Source organism: Paractinoplanes toevensis (assembly GCF_018332695.1).
Classification (GTDB): domain Bacteria; phylum Actinomycetota; class Actinomycetes; order Mycobacteriales; family Micromonosporaceae; genus Actinoplanes; species Actinoplanes toevensis.
Genome location: NZ_BOQN01000051.1, coordinates 88,888 through 103,459 on the forward strand (window position 1 = coordinate 88,888; position 14,572 = coordinate 103,459).

The window sequence follows — 14,572 nt, forward strand, 5'->3', positions numbered from 1 at the left end:
CAGGCCGGCGCGGTAGATCCGGTCCGGGCCGAACGAGATGGTCGCGATGCCGGCCAGGCCGGCCGGCACGATCCAGCCCTGCTGCCAGCCGTCGACGACGATCGGGCGCAGCGTTCGGTCGCCGATCCGGGCCCGCCAACCGGCATTGGTGTTCTCCCGCAGCACCAGGACCCGCGGCGACGCCCACGGCGCCAGCGTCACCCGCCGCGTGTCCGGGTCCCAGCGGTCGACGGAGAGGACGCTGTCGATCGGCGCCGTCGCGGTCCCGGTCGCGGCGGGCAGCAGCGCGAGGCGGGTCGGCTCGGCGGCGGCGCTGCCGGTGGCCACCACGCGCACCGAGCCCGCCGGGCGGACCCGGTCGGTCTCGCACAAGCGCATCGGCAGCTCGCGGCGTTCGAGCAGGTCGGACACGGTCGCGGTGAACGACGTCCGGATCTTCCGGCCGCCGATGTCCAGGGTCGGGCCGCTGCCGCACGGCAGGCGGACCACGGTCTCCGGCCCCCCGGCCGGACCGGACTGGCCGTCGGCGGAAAGCACGGTGAGCTCGCCGACGCCGACCGGGAGACGTTCGAAGCGGTTGCCGTACGGGTCGAACGACGTCGCGTCGGAGGTGCCGCCGAACAGGATGGTCAGGTCGTCGGTGCGCACCGGCGGGTCGAGGTCGAGCCAGCCGCCGGCGTCCAGGCTGCCGGAGCGCGAACCGGAGTCGGTCAGCACCGTGACGGCCCACGGGTGGGCCGCGGCGGCCCGGGCGGGGACCGTGATGCGCAGGCGGGTGAGCGTGCGCGGGAACGCCCAGTCGAGGCGCAGCCACGGCGTGCGGTCCTCGTCGCCCGCGTACCAGACGGTGTCGGTGTAGCCGTCGACCACCGCCCCGGCCCGCGCGGCGGGATCGGCGACCCCGGTCGAGGAGGCCGTGACCCACGGCGTGTCCGGTCCGGCTATCGCCCGGTCGAGGGCGCCGTCGACGGCCGGTCCGGCCCGCGGCCGCGCCCACAGCCGGACGGTGTAGTCGCCGGGCAGCGACCAGGGCACCATGCGGTCGAGGACGGTGCCGTCCTCCGATCCGCGCGAGGCCGCGGCGGCACAGTAGGGCAGCCCGTCGAGGAAGAAGCAGGACGGCACCGACGGAGCCATGCTGAGCAGGACGGCGGGCGCGGCCACCCGGGTCGACATCGCGACCGGAGTGACGGCGCTCGGCGAGGAGCCGGGCAGGATCAGCGTGCGCTGCGCCGATACGCCGGGAAGGGACAGCTCGGCGATGCCGACGCCGCCGTAGCCGACCCGTACGCTCCAGACCGCCACCACCTCGACGGTGACCGAGCCGACCGCGAACCATCCGTCGAGCGGCACGGTCACCGCCCCGTTGCCGACGTCGACCTCGTGCCGCTCGTTGCCGGCCCGCACCACGATCCGGGTGGGGACGGCGTCGGCGCCGAGGTCGAAGCTGATCCGCACCCGGTCGATCCGGCGGGGCCGGTCGAGCGCCACGCTGAGCCACTGCCCCACCGCGGCGGTGCCGGGCGCCGACCGCCAGGACGTCGCCGGATCGCCGTCGATCGCCGCGAACGGCAGGTGTTCCGGCCGGTTGCCGGTCAGTACCAGTGCCTGGCCATAGGAGCTGGACGCGGTCACGCCCTGGACGCCGAGGTAGCGGGCAACGGTCTGCCAGCGGGTCCCGTCCTCGGCGGTGTAGTCGTGCGCGGGCTGGGCGAGCCGCCACGGTTCGCCGGCGGTCATGGTGGCCGACGCGTTGTCCCGGGCCTGCCCGAACGTGACCTCCCGGCGGCGCTGCCCGTCGGTGACGACCGTCCCGCCGGTGTGCAGCCCGGCCGGCTGGTCGGCGGCGAACACGGTGGGCGCCGCGCTCAGCTGCCCGGCGTCGGCGAGTTCGAGCAGCGACTCCGGCCCGCCCACCACGGTCCGCACGTCGGCGAGGTCGTATGCGCCCACCGGCCCGGCGGCGTCGGCGACCTGGAAGACCTCGAGCGCCGGCACCGGGATGTCCAGCCCTCGGTCCACGTGGAAGCCGGCCGCCTGCCCACCGACCGACGGCCCGAACGTGGCGACCGAGCGCAGCCCGGCCGAGCCGTCCAGCGCGGCCCGCACGGTGAGTTGCCGCAGCGAGTCGGTGCGGCCGGTGTCCAGGTCGGCGCGGACCAGCAGGTACCGCACGCCGGAACGGGCCAGCAGGGCGGCCAGGCCGGGTGAGCCTTGGCCGGCGGCGAGCACGGATTCGACGGTGTCGAGCAGCCGCACGGTGGCGGGCGGCACCAGCGGGTTGGAGTTGCGCACGGCCCATCCGGTGCTGAGCAACGGCTGGACCATCTCGTCGCCGGGCGCGCCCCACAGATAGCTCGGGAAGCGGGCACCCGGCACGACCAGCGTCCGCCCGGCGCCGGCGTGCGCGTCGAGCCAGGCCGCCGCCGTACGCCAATAGGGTGGCACTTCGGGAAAAGTGCCCGACCCCGGAAGCCCGCCGGACAGCGCCGGCCCGGCCGCGACCACCAGTGCGGTGCCGGCCGCGACGGCAAGCACACCGGCTCGCACATAGGCGAGCCGGCGGCGAGCGGCCGCCGCCCGCAGGGCGACGCCGATGAGGTGGACCAGCCCGAGCACCAAGGGCAACCGCACCAGCACGTCGAACTTGTGCAGGTTGCGCAGCGGCGCCCCGCCCGCGTCGAGCCAGGCGTGCAGGGCACCCGCGCCGGTCCCGGCCACCGCGGACAGATGGCCGAGCCCGACCAGCGCCACGCCGAGGAGCGCACCGGCGATGAGGAACCGCCGATGCGGCATCCCACGTCGAGCGAGACCGGCGATCCCGAGCCCAGCCAGCACCATGGTGGCGACCACCAGCGCCGGCTCTACCGCCAGCCGCCAGCCCGCCGGCCACCCCGGCCCGTAGGCCCCGCCCAGATAGGCGAGCCAGTGCGACGCGCCCCGCACGGTGCTGACCACATCAGTGGTGCTGGTCGTGGTGGCGGCGGTCTCGATGTAGGAGAGGAACGGCGGGCTGTACCGGCCGAGCACCAGCAACGGCACCACCCACCAGGCCGTGGCGCCGAAGACCGCGACTCCCCAGCCCGCCGTCAGGGCCGGCGAACGCCGCACGGCAAGCAGCCACAGCACGGGCAGCGGCAGCACCGCGAGCACGGCCGTGGCGTTGACACCGCCCGCCGTGGCCACGGCGAGGGCGGAGAGCGCCACGGCCCGCACCGGCGCACGCCGGGCGAGCGGGCCGACCAGCGGAATCAGCACCCAGGGCGCCACCGCACCCGGCCACGCCTCGACCGAGACGGCACCGATCTCGCTGAGGATGCGCGGCGAGAGCGCGAAGATCAGCCCACCGGCGAGCCGGGCCGCGGGCGTACCGATGCCGAGGCGCCCGGCCAGCACCACCACCCCGGTGAACGCGACGCAGAGCAGCAGCGCCCACCACGCCCGCTGCACGGCCCACTCGGGTAACCCGAGCAGCTTGCCGACCGCGAAGAACGGCCCCATCGGCCAGAGGTACCCGTACGCCTGGTTCTGCATCTGCCCGAAGTTGCCGGCCGGGTCCCAGGCGTGCAGCGACCGGGCCAGCCACGCGCCGGGCGCGACCACCAGGTCCACTTTGGTGTCCGGCACGATCCGGCCGGGCTGCTGCCAGAACGACAGCGCGGTCAGCAGCACGCAGCAGGTGACCACACGCAGCCGCCACACCACCGGACCGGTCACGGGTGCCGACTGCTCACGGAGATCACCTCGCCGGTGAGGTAGGACGCGTAGTCGCTGGCCAGGAACGCCACCACGGTCGCCACTTCCCACGGCTGCGCGGCCCGCCCGAACGCCTCCTGCCGGGCGAGCGCCGCCAACTCCGACTCGCTGATCACCTTGCTGAGGTAGGGGTGCTCGGCGATGCTCGGCGCGACCGCGTTGACCCGGATGCCGTGCCGGGCCACGTCCATCGCGACGCATCGGGTGAACGCCATGACGCCCGCCTTCGCCGCGGCGTAGTGCGCCTGCCCGGCCTGGGCGCGCCAGCCGAGCACGGACGCGTTGTTGACCACCGCACCGCCGCCACCCTGCGCGATCATCTGCCCCAGCACGGCCCGCGTGCAGCGGAACGTCCCGGTCAGCGTGACGTCGAGGACCCGCCCCCATTCGTCGTCGGTCATCTCGGTGACCGCGCGGTTCCCGCCCAGCCCGGCATTGTTGATCATGACGTCGATCCGCCCGAACTTCGCGGTCGCCCCCGCCACCAGCCCACGCACCGAGTCCTCGTCGGTGACATCACAGACCACGGTCAAAACCTTATCCGGGTACGCCTCCGTCAGGCGCGCGGCGGACGCGTCGAGACGCCGCTCGTGGCTGTCGCTCAGGACGACCTCGGCCCCCTCGGCGAGGCAGCGCTCGGCGATCGCGGCGCCGATGCCGGTGCCGGCCGCCGCCGTGACCACGACAACCTTGCCGGCCAGCAGGCCGTGCCCGCCCGGCGGCCGCGGCACGAGCGCGGCGGTCACCGGCGGTCCTGGCGGGGCAGGCCGAGGACGCGCTCGGCGAGGATGCCGCGCTGGATCTCGTTGGAGCCGCCGTAGATGGTGTCGGCCCGGCTGAACAGGAACAGCCGCCGCCACCGGTCGGCCTCGTCGTCGCCCGGCGCGGGGGCGATGCCGCGCGGGCCGAGCACGGTCATGGCCAGGTCGCCGAGCCCCTGCCGCCACCGCGACCAGAGCAGCTTGATGACCGTGGCGGTGCCGGTCGCGGGCGGCGCGGCCAGCACGCGCAGGGTGTGGGCGCGCAGCACGGTCAGGTCGATCCAGGCCCGGGTCAGCCGCTCGCGCACGGCCGGGTCGTCGGCCGCGCCGGTGCGCCGGGCCAGCGTCACCAGGTCGTCGAGGTCGCGCTGGAAACCGACCTGCTGGCCGACCGTGGCCGCGCCGCGCTCGAAGCCGAGCGTCGCCATCGCGACCCGCCAGCCCTGGCCGGGCTCGCCGACCACCAGGTCGCGCTCGGTGCGGGCCTCGTCGAAGAAGACCTCGTTGAACTCGCTGTCGCCGGTGAGCTGGCGGATCGGCCGGACCGTGACGCCGGCTTGGCGCATCGGCACGAGCAGGTAGGACAGGCCGGCGTGCCGGGAGGCACCGGCCGGCACGGGCGCGGTGCGGACCAGCATGAAGCACCAGTCGGCCACGTGCGCGAGCGAGGTCCACACCTTCTGCCCGGTGATCACCCACTGGGCGCCGTCGAGCCGGGCCCGGGTGGTGACGGCGGCCAGGTCGGATCCGGCGCCGGGCTCGGAGTAGCCCTGGCACCACAGCTCGGTGGCCGCGGCGATGCCGGGCAGGAAACGTTTGCGCTGCCGGTCGCTGCCCAGGCCGATCAGGGTGGGCCCGACCATGGTGAGGCCGATGTGGTCGACCCGGCCGGGGGCGCCCGACCTCGCGTATTCCTCGTGGAAGATGACCTGCCGGGCCAGCGACGCACCCTGCCCGCCGTGCTCGACCGGCCAGGCCAGCGTGGACCAACCGGCCGCGGCCAGCCGGCGGGCGAAATCGCGGCGCTGCTCGAACGCTTCGTTCTCCCGGCCCGCACCGCCGGCGCCGCGCAGCTCGTCGGTCACGTTCGCGGCGAGCCAGTCCCGGATCTCGCGCCTGAACTCCTGGTCATCGTCCACTGGCGTGGCCTCCCGCTCCGTGGGTAGGCTCACCCTACCAAGCACTTGCTTGGTTGACCATGCGCGTGGGCAGGAGGTCCGCGATGACGTCGACCGTCCCGGCGGCCGTTGTCGGCGCGGCCCGCGCGTTCGGCCCGGTGCCGGCCCTGGTCGAGCCGGGCGGTGTCCGGCTGACCTACGAGGAGCTGTTCGCCGAGGTGCGCCGGGTGGCGCGGGCGCTGATCGCCGGTGGCCTGCGACCGGGCGACCGGCTCGCGCTCTGGGCGCCGAACTCGGCGCACTGGGTGCTCGCCGCGCTCGGCGCGAGCTACGCGGGCGTCACCCTGGTGCCGGTGAACACCCGGTTCACCGGCGTCGAGGCGCTCGACATCATCCACCGCAGCGGCGCGCGCGGCCTCGTGGTGACCGACGTCTTCCTCGGCGTCGACCGGCTCGCCACGCTACGGGCCGCCGACGGCGCCGGCCGCCTCCCCGGCATGGTCCTGCGGGTGCCGTCGCAGTGGGACGAGTTCCTGGCCGGCGGCGACGCGATCGCCGAGGCGGAGGCCGACGCCCGGGCCGCCGCGGTGACGCCCGACGATCTGAGCGACATCCTCTTCACCTCGGGCACCACCGGGCGCAGCCGGGGCGTGATGAGCGCGCACCGGCAGTCCCTCGCGGTGGCCACCGCCTGGGCCGGCATCGCCGGGCTCACCCCCGACGACCGCTACCTGGTGGTCAACCCGTTCTTCCACAGCTTCGGCCTCAAGGCGGGCATCCTGGCCTGCTTGGTCAGTGGCGCCACGATCGTGCCGCAGGCGGTCTTCGACGTGCCCCGCACGATGGCGCTGATCGCGGCCGAGCACATCACCGTGCTGCCCGGCCCGCCCACCCTCTACACCAGCCTGATGGACCATCCCGAGGCCGGCCGGTTCGACCTGTCCAGCCTGCGCCTCGCGGTGACCGGGGCGGCGACCGTGCCGCCCGCCCTGGTCGAGCGGATGCGCAAGGAGCTCGGCGCCGACGTGCTCACCGCCTACGGGCTGACCGAGGCGGTGGTGGCCACCATGTGCCGGCCCGGCGACGACGCGCGGGTGGTGGCCGAGACCTGCGGGCGGGCCGCGGCCGGCTTCGAGGTCCGGATCGCCGAGCCCGGCGGCGAGGTGCTGCTGCGCGGGCCCAACACGATGCTCGGCTACCTCGACGACCCGGCCGGCACCGCCGCCGCGATCGACGCCGACGGCTGGCTGCACACCGGCGACATCGGCCGGCTCGACGAGCACGGCTACCTGACCATCACCGACCGCCTCAAGGACATGTACATCTGCGGCGGCTTCAACGTGTACCCGGCCGAGGTGGAACGCGCCCTGGCCCGGCTGCCCGAGGTGGCCGAGTCCGCGGTGATCGGGGTGCCCGACCCGCGGCTCGGCGAGGTCGGCAAGGCCTACGTCGTCTGCCGTTCCGGCCGGACCGTCACCGAGCCGGAAGTGATCGAGTTCTGCCGGGGCCGGCTGGCCGGCTACAAGGTGCCGCGCAGCGTCGAGCTGCGGGCCGAGCTGCCGCACAACGCCTCGGGCAAGGTTCTCAAATACCTGCTGCGGGCGGAGGCGGCCGATGGCTGACGAGGTGCGTTACGAGCGGCGGGGCCCGCTCGCGGTGGTCACGATGAACCGGCCGCGCTACCGCAACGCGCAGAACTCCGCCATGACGTACGCACTGGACGACGCGTTCACGCGGGCGGTGGACGACGACGAGGTGCGGGTGATCGTCCTGGCCGGGGCGGGCGACCACTTCTCGGCCGGCCACGACATCGGCACCCCCGAACGCGACGCGGACACCGAGTTCCCCCGGCGCGCCGCGATCTGGTGGGACCACACCGGCCGGGCGGGCGCCGACCGCCGCTACGCCCGCGAGGTCGAGGTCTATCTGAGCATGTGCCGGCGGTGGCGGGAGATCCCGAAACCGTCGATCGCGATGGTGCAGGGCGCGTGCATCGCCGGCGGTCTCATGCTGGCCTGGGTGTGCGACCTGATCGTCGCCGCCGAGGACGCCTTCTTCGCCGATCCGGTGCTGCGCATGGGAATCCCCGGCGTCGAGTACTTCGCGCACCCGTGGGCGCTGGGGCCGAGGTTCGCCCGCGAGGTGCTGTTCACCGGCGACCGCTTCGGCGCGCGAAGGGCGTACGAGATCGGCATGGTCAATCGCGTGGTGCCGCGCGCCGAGCTGGAATCCGCGGGTTTCGCGCTCGCCGAGCGCGTGGCGGCGATGCCGCCGTTCGGCCTGGCCCTGGCCAAACGCGCGCTGAACCAGTGCGAGGACCTGATGGGCATGCGCGCCGGGATGGACGCGGTCTTCGGCCTGCACCACGTCGCCCACGCCCACAACGCCGAGGTCACCGGCAACCCGCTGGCCGGCCTGGACCCGGCCGCGATGAAGAGGTCCGCGTCGTGAACCTCGACCTGGACCCGGGCGCGCTGGCCTTCCGGGACGAGGTGCGTGCCTGGCTCGCGGCCAACGTCCCGGCCGTCGCCCTCGAGGACGAAGCCGCGCACCGCGCCTGGGAGCGCCGGCTCGCCGCCGCCGGCCTCGCGGTGGTCTCCTGGCCCGAACGGTACGGCGGCCGGGCCGCCCCTCCGCTGCACACGCTGCTGTTCGAGGAGGAGTACCACGCCGCCCGCGGCCCGATGCGGATCGGCCAGAACGGCCTGTTCCTGCTGGCCCCGACCCTGCTGGCGCACGGCACGCCGGAGCAGTGCGACCGGATCCTGCCGCCGATGGCCCGGGCCGACGAGGTGTGGGCGCAGGCCTGGTCCGAGCCGGAGGCGGGCAGCGACCTCGCCGCCATCCGCTCCCGCGCCCACCGCACCGAGGGCGGCTGGCGGCTGTCCGGGCAGAAGACGTGGAGCAGCCGGGCCGCCGTCGCCGACCGCGCGTTCGGGCTGTTCCGCAGCGACCCCGGGGCCGACCGGCATCGCGGCCTCACCTACCTGATGTTCGACCTGCGCGCGCCCGGCGTGACCGTGCGGCCGATCCGGCAGCTGGACGGCCGTCCGGGCTTCGCCGAGATCTTCCTCGACGACGTGTTCGTCCCCGACGCCGACGTGATCGGCTCGCCCGGCGACGGCTGGCGGGTGGCGATGAGCACCGCCGGGCACGAGCGCGGCCTGACGTTGCGGGCCCCCGGCCGGTTCGTGGCGGCGGCCCGGCGGCTGGTCGATCTGTGGCAGGAACAGGGCGACGCCGCCTCGCGAGACCGGGTGGTGGACGTGTGGATCGGCGCCCAGGCCTACCGGCTGCACGCCTTCGCCGCCCTCGACGCCCCCACCACCGAGGCCGGCCTCACCAAGCTGTTCTGGTCCGAGCTGGACGTCACCCTGCACGAGACCGCCCTGGACGTGCTCGGCCCGCACGCCGAGGTGGACGCCGACTGGGCCGGCGGCTACCTGTTCGCCCTGGCCGGCCCGATCTACGCGGGCACCAACGAGATCCAGCGCGGCCTCGTCGCCCAGCGGGTGCTGGGGCTGCCCCGATGAGACTCGTCCCGTCGCCGGAGCAGGCCGGCTTCGCGGCCACCCTGCACGACATGCTGTCCGCGGCCGGGGTGCCGGCGGTGGCGGACAGCTGGGCCGACGGCGACTACGCGCCCGGCCGGCGGCTCTGGTCGCGGCTGGCCGACCTGGGCGTCACCGCGCTCGCGATCCCGGCCCGCCGGGGCGGCCTGGAAGCCACCCCGGCCGATCTGGTCATCGCCGCCGAGGAACTGGGCCACCACGCCGTGCCCGGCCCGGCCGCGGAAACCCTCGCGGCCGTCCCCACCCTGTTGGCCGCCCTCGGCGCCGCAACCCTCGACGCCGGCCGGTTGTTGCCCGCGCTGGCCGCCGGGCAGGCCCTGGCGACCCTGGCCGCACCACCCTGGTTGCCGTTCGCGGCCGACGCGTGCGCCGCGGACCTCGTGCTGCTCGCCGATCGGGACACGGTCGGCCCGGCCCGCATCGGCGCCGCCCATTCCTCGATGGATCGCACGAGACGGCTCTACGAGGTGTCCCCCGCCGGGCCGATGGACAGCTGCCCGGCCGTCGATCGCGCCCTCGACCTCGGTGCGCTGGTCTGCTCCGCGCAACTTCTCGGCGCCGGCCGGGCCCTGCTGGAGGCCTCGGTGGAGCACGCGCGCACCCGGGTCCAGTTCGGCCGGCCGATCGGCAGCTTCCAGGCCGTCCAGCAGCGGCTGGCCGATGTCGCGGTCGGGCTGGAGTTCGCCCGGCCACTGGTCCACGCGGCCGCCGTCACGCTGTCCACCCGGGACCTCTCGGCCGCGAAGGTCGCCTGCTCGGACGCCGCCGGCCGGGCCGCGCGAGCGGCACTGCAGGTGCACGGCGCGATCGGCTACACGCAGGAGCACGGCCTCGGGCGCTGGCTGACGAAGGTGCGGGTGCTCAGCCTCTCCTGGGGAACCCCGGCCGAGCACCGCGCCCGGGTGATGGCAGAGCTGACCAAGGAGGCCGGATGGAACTGACCGAGGAACACCGGGCACTGCGCGACGCGGTCCGCGGCCTGCTGTCCGGCTACCCCACCCGAGCGGCCGTCGAGCAGCCGGCCGGCTACGACGCCGGCCTCTGGCAGCGGCTGTGCAAGGAGATCGGGGTAGCCGGGCTGGCCGTCCCCGAGGCCTTCGGTGGCGCCGGCGCCACCCTGCTCGAGCAGCACGTGGTGCTGACCGAGTGGGGCCGCTCCCTGACCCCCGGCCCGATGCTGGGCTGCGGCGTACTGGCCACCCAGGCCCTGCTGCGCACCGGCGACACGGAGGCCTGCGAGCGCCTGCTGCCCGGCATCTGCGCCGGCGACCGGATAGCCACACTGGTCTGGTCCGGCGACCCGGTCGCCGATGGCAGCCTCGTCGGCGAAGCCCATCAGGTGCTCGACGCCGAGAGCGCCGAGATCCTCCTGGTGCCGACGGACGCCGGCCTGTACGAGGTGGACGCGGCCGCACCCGGGGTGACCGTGCGACCCGCGGACGTCCTGGATACGACCCGGCGGCTCGCCACGGTGCGGCTGGACGGCGCACGCGCCACGAAGATCGGCGACGGCGACCTCCGGCCGTGGCTGGGCGATCTGGCCTATGTGGCGCTGAGTGCCGAACAGGTCGGTGCGGCGGCCCACGCCTTCGCGGCCACCCACGAGTACGTGCAACAGCGAGTCCAGTTCGGCCGCCCGATCGGCTCCTTCCAGGTGCTGCAGCACCGCCTGGCCGAGGCCTACCTACGCCTGGAGGCGGCGACCACGGCGTCCTGGACCGCGGCCGAGGCCCTGGTGGCCGGCTCCGAGGACGCCCCGACCCTGGCCGCGATGGCCAAGGTGTACTGCTCGGAGGCCCTGCAGGCGATAGCCGCGGAAATGGTCCAGATGCACGGCGGCCTGGCCATCACCTGGGAACACGACGCCCACCTCTACCTGCGCCGGGCCTACGCCGACGCCCAACTCTTCGGTGCCCCCGCCGCCCATCTCGACCGGCTCGCGGCGACGCTGCTGCCCACCTGAGGCCGGCCGGCACCGCAGCGTCGGTTCGAGGACTGACGTGCGGCCGCGAATGCGGTAGGACTCGGTAATGGGACGACGGCGGCGTGCACCAAGCGGACGCACGGTGCTGCGATGGCTTGGTTACCTGTGCGTCATCGCGGCGCTCGTGGTGATCGCGGTGTTCGGCGCACGGCTCGTCCGGCACCATCCCTACCTCGCGTTCGTCGCCGGCGCCACGACGGCCGCGTTCGTCGCGCTGAGCCGGGCGACATCGCCCAGGGGGCGGCACGCGTGGTGACCACCGACGACACCTGGCACGAGACGGTGGAGCCGCTGATCGACGCCGCCTCCTTCATCGTCATCATCCCGCTCGCGTACGACGGAACGCTGTGGGAGATCGATCGGATCCGGCAAGGAGGCCACCTGGGCAAGACCGTCTTCTTCATGCCGGAGCCGGCCCGCGAGCAACCGGACGGCGTCGTGGTGCCGGTGGAGGACGAGCCGTTCGGGCGCGCCGGTCTGCGATTTCAGCGGCCCCCACCGGTCCACCTGAACCTGGCTGTCGAGTGGGACCGGGCGCGGACCGTCCTCGCCGACCGGGGCATGCACCTTCCGGCCTACGCCGCGAGCGGGGCCTTCTTCACCATGACGGCGGCCGGGGAGCTGGACGAGGTACTACCGGCGCCACTCTCCGTTCTGATCCGCCGGGAGCGGTACGTGCGTGCCGCCCTGGTCCAGCTCGGTGTCGTCACCTGGACCCGGATCCGGCCGCGAGATCCGCTCGACCTGTTGCTGCGCTGTGCCGCGTCGGGCCGCAGAACGCAGGAGTACGTCCTGATGCTCGCCATCGTCCTGTTCGCCGCGGCGGGCGACCGACCGGCCCGGCAGGCCGCGACCGCCCGGATGGCGGAGCTGACCGCGGGTGACCCCGGACTGCTCAACGCCGAACTGGCCGCGCTGGCCCATCTGGAGGACGACCTGCGCCACTCCGGCCCGGAGTGGACCGACCGTTTCGTGCGGTCCGGTGCGCCGCGCACGCAGGTGCAGAGCCTGCTGGACCTGTTCGCCGCGGCGGAGCAGGTGCCGGGCGTCGACCGCACGCTGCTGGGCGCCGCCCGCAGCGCGCTGGACCGGGTGGTGGCCGAGCGCGGCTAGATCCAGTCGGTGTGCCGGGGCCAGGCCAGCAGGGTGTCGACCACCTCGGGCGTCGCGCCCGGCGGCGCCGGGGCCGCGGCGCGATAACGGCCCCGGAAGAACAACAGCGGCCCGTCGGTTCCGCACTCGCCGAGGGTGAGCACCCGACCCACCACGATCTCGTGGTCGCCGCCCGGATGCACCGCCTCGAGCCGGCACTCCGCCCAGGTCAACACCCCGGTCAGGATCGGGATGCCGGCCGGGGACGGGGTCCAGGGCACGCCGGCGAACCTGTCATCCCCGCGGGCCCCGAACGCCCGGGAGATCTCGCCGTGGCCCTCGGCCAGGACGTTGACGCAGAACAGGCCGGTGTGCCGGATGCGCCGCCAGGTCTCCGAGCGGGCCTGTGGGCAGAACAGCACCAGCGGCGGGTTCAGGGACAGCGGGGCGAAGGCCTGGCAGGCGAAACCGGCCGGGCCGTCCTCGTCGGTCGTGGTGACGATGGTGACGCCGGTGCAGAAGTGGCCGAACACGCGGCGGAACTCCGCCGGGTCGACGGCCACCGGGGCCTCAGTGTCCACCGTGGGCGAACCGGTGGCCCCACACGCTGTGTGCGGTGGTCTGGCGGGCCACCCAGGTGTGGTCGTCCACGGTCCGGCCGCCGAAACCGTATTCGATGTCGAAGCCGCTCGGGGTGCGCACGTAGAACGAGATCATGTCGTCGTTGGCGTGCCGGCCGAGGGTGGAGATCAGTGGGGCCTTGTTCTTGGCGCAGCGGTCGATGGCCAGGCCCACGTCGTCGATCGTTGCGGTCTCGGTCATCAGGTGGATGAGGCCGCTGGGGGCGGGGATGGGGGCCAGGGCGACGCTGTGGTGCCGGGGATTGCAACCGAGGAAGCGCATCCACAGTGGCTCGTCGGTGTGCGGCAGGCCGATGTGCTCGGGGACCAGCCGCATCGTGTCGCGCAGCCGGAAGCCGAGGATCTCGGTCCAGAACCGCAGCGAGGCCTCGTCGTCGAAGGCCGGCAACACGATGTGGCCCATGCCCTGCGAACCGGTGACGAACCTGGTCCCGTACGCGCTGAGCGCCGGCCGGGTGTCGAGCGCCGCGCCGCAGAAGAACTCGAGCCGGTTGCCGGCCGGATCGTCGACAGCGACCAGCTGCGCCACCCGGCGGTCGGCGAGTTCGTCGGCACCCGCCGGTTTGACCGCGACGCCGGCCTCCTCGAAAACAGTGACCAGCTGCGCGAACGACAACGGTGAGGCAAGCTCCCAGCCGCTGGCGGCCAGCCGGTCGCGGTCGCCGGGCACCACCACGATGCGCGCGGGCAGGTCGTCCATGCGCAGGTAGACGGCGGTCGGGTCGGGGCCGCGGCCCTCGACCATGCCGAGCACCTTGACGCCGAACTCCCGCCAGGCGGGCACGTCGGTGGCCTCGACGCGCAGGTAGCCGAGGGATCGGATGAGGCTCACGGCCTGTCCCCTTCCAGGAAGTCGAATGCGAGGCGGTTGAACTCGTCGAACTTCTCCAGGTGCGCCCAGTGGCCGCAGCCGCCGAAGACGTGCAGCCGGCAGCGGCGGATCAGCTTGAGCGCGACCAGCGCGCCGTCGAGCGGGTTGACCCGGTCTTCGCGGCCCCACACCAGCAGCACCTCGTTGCGCAGCCGGTGGGCGTCCCGCCAGAGCAGGCCGTCGGAGAACCGCGCGGGATCGGTGAACGAGGCGCCCATCTCGCGCAGGGCGCGAAGGGCGCCCGGGGTGGTGGCGGCGGCCAGACGTTCATCGATCAGCTCGTCGGTGATCAGGGAGGGATCGAAGACGAGGGTACGGAGGAACGCCGCCAGCCGTTCCCGGGTGGGACCGGCCCCGAACGCGCCGAGCCGCTTGACGCCCTCGGTGGGGTCGGCGGCGAACACGTTGAGGCTGAGGCCGCCCGGTCCCATCAGCAGCAGCCGACCGGCCCGCGACGGGTGCCGGAGCGCGAACCGGACCGCGGTCCCGCCGCCGAGCGAGTTGCCGACCAGGTCGACCCGCTCCAGGCCCAATTCGTCGAGCAGCGCGGCGAGGGCGTCGGCCGAGTGCGTGAAGTACTGCGTTGTCAGCTGCCCGAGTTCGGAGCCGCCGTAACCGGGTTGGTCGACGGCGAGCGTGTCGAAGCGTTTGGCGAAGGCGGGGATCGTACGCCCGAAGTTGCTCTGGGCCGAAGCCCCCGGCCCGCCGCCGTGCAGGAGGACCACGGGGTTGGCGCCGGCCGGGCCGGCGCGATGGAAGTGGAGTGTCATCGACGGC

Annotated in this window: 12 protein-coding genes and 1 pseudogene; 7 read left to right on the forward strand and 6 right to left on the reverse strand. The window is 74.2% G+C overall.

The features are described 5' to 3' along the window. Positions 1 to 525: 525 nt before the first annotated feature. The 3 genes and pseudogenes from Ato02nite_RS51680 to Ato02nite_RS19435 all read right to left on the reverse strand — a co-directional run. Positions 526 to 3,807, reverse strand: a pseudogene (locus Ato02nite_RS51680) (alpha-(1->3)-arabinofuranosyltransferase domain-containing protein); the annotation flags it as partial. Continuing rightward, the gene (locus Ato02nite_RS19430) at positions 3,714 to 4,502 is read right to left on the reverse strand and encodes an SDR family oxidoreductase (RefSeq protein WP_213007983.1); all 789 of its coding nucleotides are present in this window, start codon (positions 4,500 to 4,502) and stop codon (positions 3,714 to 3,716) included. The pseudogene Ato02nite_RS51680 and the gene Ato02nite_RS19430, both read right to left, overlap by 94 nt. Beyond that, complete coding sequence (locus Ato02nite_RS19435) at positions 4,499 to 5,689, reverse strand: acyl-CoA dehydrogenase family protein (protein WP_213007984.1); 1,191 nt, start codon at positions 5,687 to 5,689, stop codon at positions 4,499 to 4,501. The genes Ato02nite_RS19430 and Ato02nite_RS19435 overlap by 4 nt, the downstream gene beginning before the upstream one ends. Before the next feature lie 50 nt (positions 5,690 to 5,739). On the opposite strand from Ato02nite_RS19435, the gene Ato02nite_RS19440 reads away from it, so the two are divergent. From Ato02nite_RS19440 to Ato02nite_RS19470, 7 genes are all read left to right on the forward strand, one after another. Then, on the forward strand, positions 5,740 to 7,257 hold the full coding sequence (locus Ato02nite_RS19440) for a FadD3 family acyl-CoA ligase (protein ID WP_213007985.1): 1,518 nt from the start codon (positions 5,740 to 5,742) through the stop codon (positions 7,255 to 7,257). Further along, entirely contained in the window at positions 7,250 to 8,086 is an 837-nt protein-coding gene (locus tag Ato02nite_RS19445) for an enoyl-CoA hydratase (RefSeq protein WP_213007986.1), read from the forward strand. The genes Ato02nite_RS19440 and Ato02nite_RS19445 overlap by 8 nt, the downstream gene beginning before the upstream one ends. Further along, the gene (locus Ato02nite_RS19450) at positions 8,083 to 9,168 is read left to right on the forward strand and encodes an acyl-CoA dehydrogenase family protein (protein WP_213007987.1); all 1,086 of its coding nucleotides are present in this window, start codon (positions 8,083 to 8,085) and stop codon (positions 9,166 to 9,168) included. The genes Ato02nite_RS19445 and Ato02nite_RS19450 overlap by 4 nt, the downstream gene beginning before the upstream one ends. Next, a complete protein-coding gene (locus Ato02nite_RS19455) occupies positions 9,165 to 10,148 on the forward strand; it encodes an acyl-CoA dehydrogenase family protein (RefSeq protein ID WP_213007988.1) in 984 nt (327 codons plus the stop codon). Before Ato02nite_RS19450 ends, Ato02nite_RS19455 begins: the two co-directional genes overlap by 4 nt. Beyond that, a complete protein-coding gene (locus Ato02nite_RS19460) occupies positions 10,145 to 11,170 on the forward strand; it encodes an acyl-CoA dehydrogenase family protein (RefSeq protein ID WP_213008046.1) in 1,026 nt (341 codons plus the stop codon). The genes Ato02nite_RS19455 and Ato02nite_RS19460 overlap by 4 nt, the downstream gene beginning before the upstream one ends. Before the next feature lie 103 nt (positions 11,171 to 11,273). After that, on the forward strand, positions 11,274 to 11,447 hold the full coding sequence (locus Ato02nite_RS19465; protein WP_213007989.1) for a hypothetical protein: 174 nt from the start codon (positions 11,274 to 11,276) through the stop codon (positions 11,445 to 11,447). Beyond that, a complete protein-coding gene (locus tag Ato02nite_RS19470) occupies positions 11,441 to 12,304 on the forward strand; it encodes a hypothetical protein (protein ID WP_213007990.1) in 864 nt (287 codons plus the stop codon). The genes Ato02nite_RS19465 and Ato02nite_RS19470 overlap by 7 nt, the downstream gene beginning before the upstream one ends. Here Ato02nite_RS19470 and hsaB read toward each other — a convergent pair. The 3 genes from hsaB to hsaD are packed head-to-tail and all read right to left on the reverse strand — an operon-like array spanning position 12,301 to position 14,565. Beyond that, positions 12,301 to 12,864 (reverse strand): 3-hydroxy-9,10-secoandrosta-1,3,5(10)-triene-9,17-dione monooxygenase reductase subunit, encoded by a 564-nt coding sequence (gene hsaB, locus Ato02nite_RS19475; RefSeq protein WP_246607206.1) that lies wholly within the window; start codon positions 12,862 to 12,864, stop codon positions 12,301 to 12,303. The genes Ato02nite_RS19470 and hsaB overlap by 4 nt on opposite strands. Next, the gene (gene hsaC, locus Ato02nite_RS19480) at positions 12,854 to 13,756 is read right to left on the reverse strand and encodes an iron-dependent extradiol dioxygenase HsaC (RefSeq protein WP_213007991.1); all 903 of its coding nucleotides are present in this window, start codon (positions 13,754 to 13,756) and stop codon (positions 12,854 to 12,856) included. Before hsaC ends, hsaB begins: the two co-directional genes overlap by 11 nt. Then, positions 13,753 to 14,565, reverse strand: a complete 813-nt coding sequence (gene hsaD / locus Ato02nite_RS19485; protein WP_213007992.1) for a 4,5:9,10-diseco-3-hydroxy-5,9,17-trioxoandrosta-1(10),2-diene-4-oate hydrolase — start codon at positions 14,563 to 14,565, stop codon at positions 13,753 to 13,755. The genes hsaC and hsaD overlap by 4 nt, the downstream gene beginning before the upstream one ends. Positions 14,566 to 14,572: the final 7 nt, after the last annotated feature.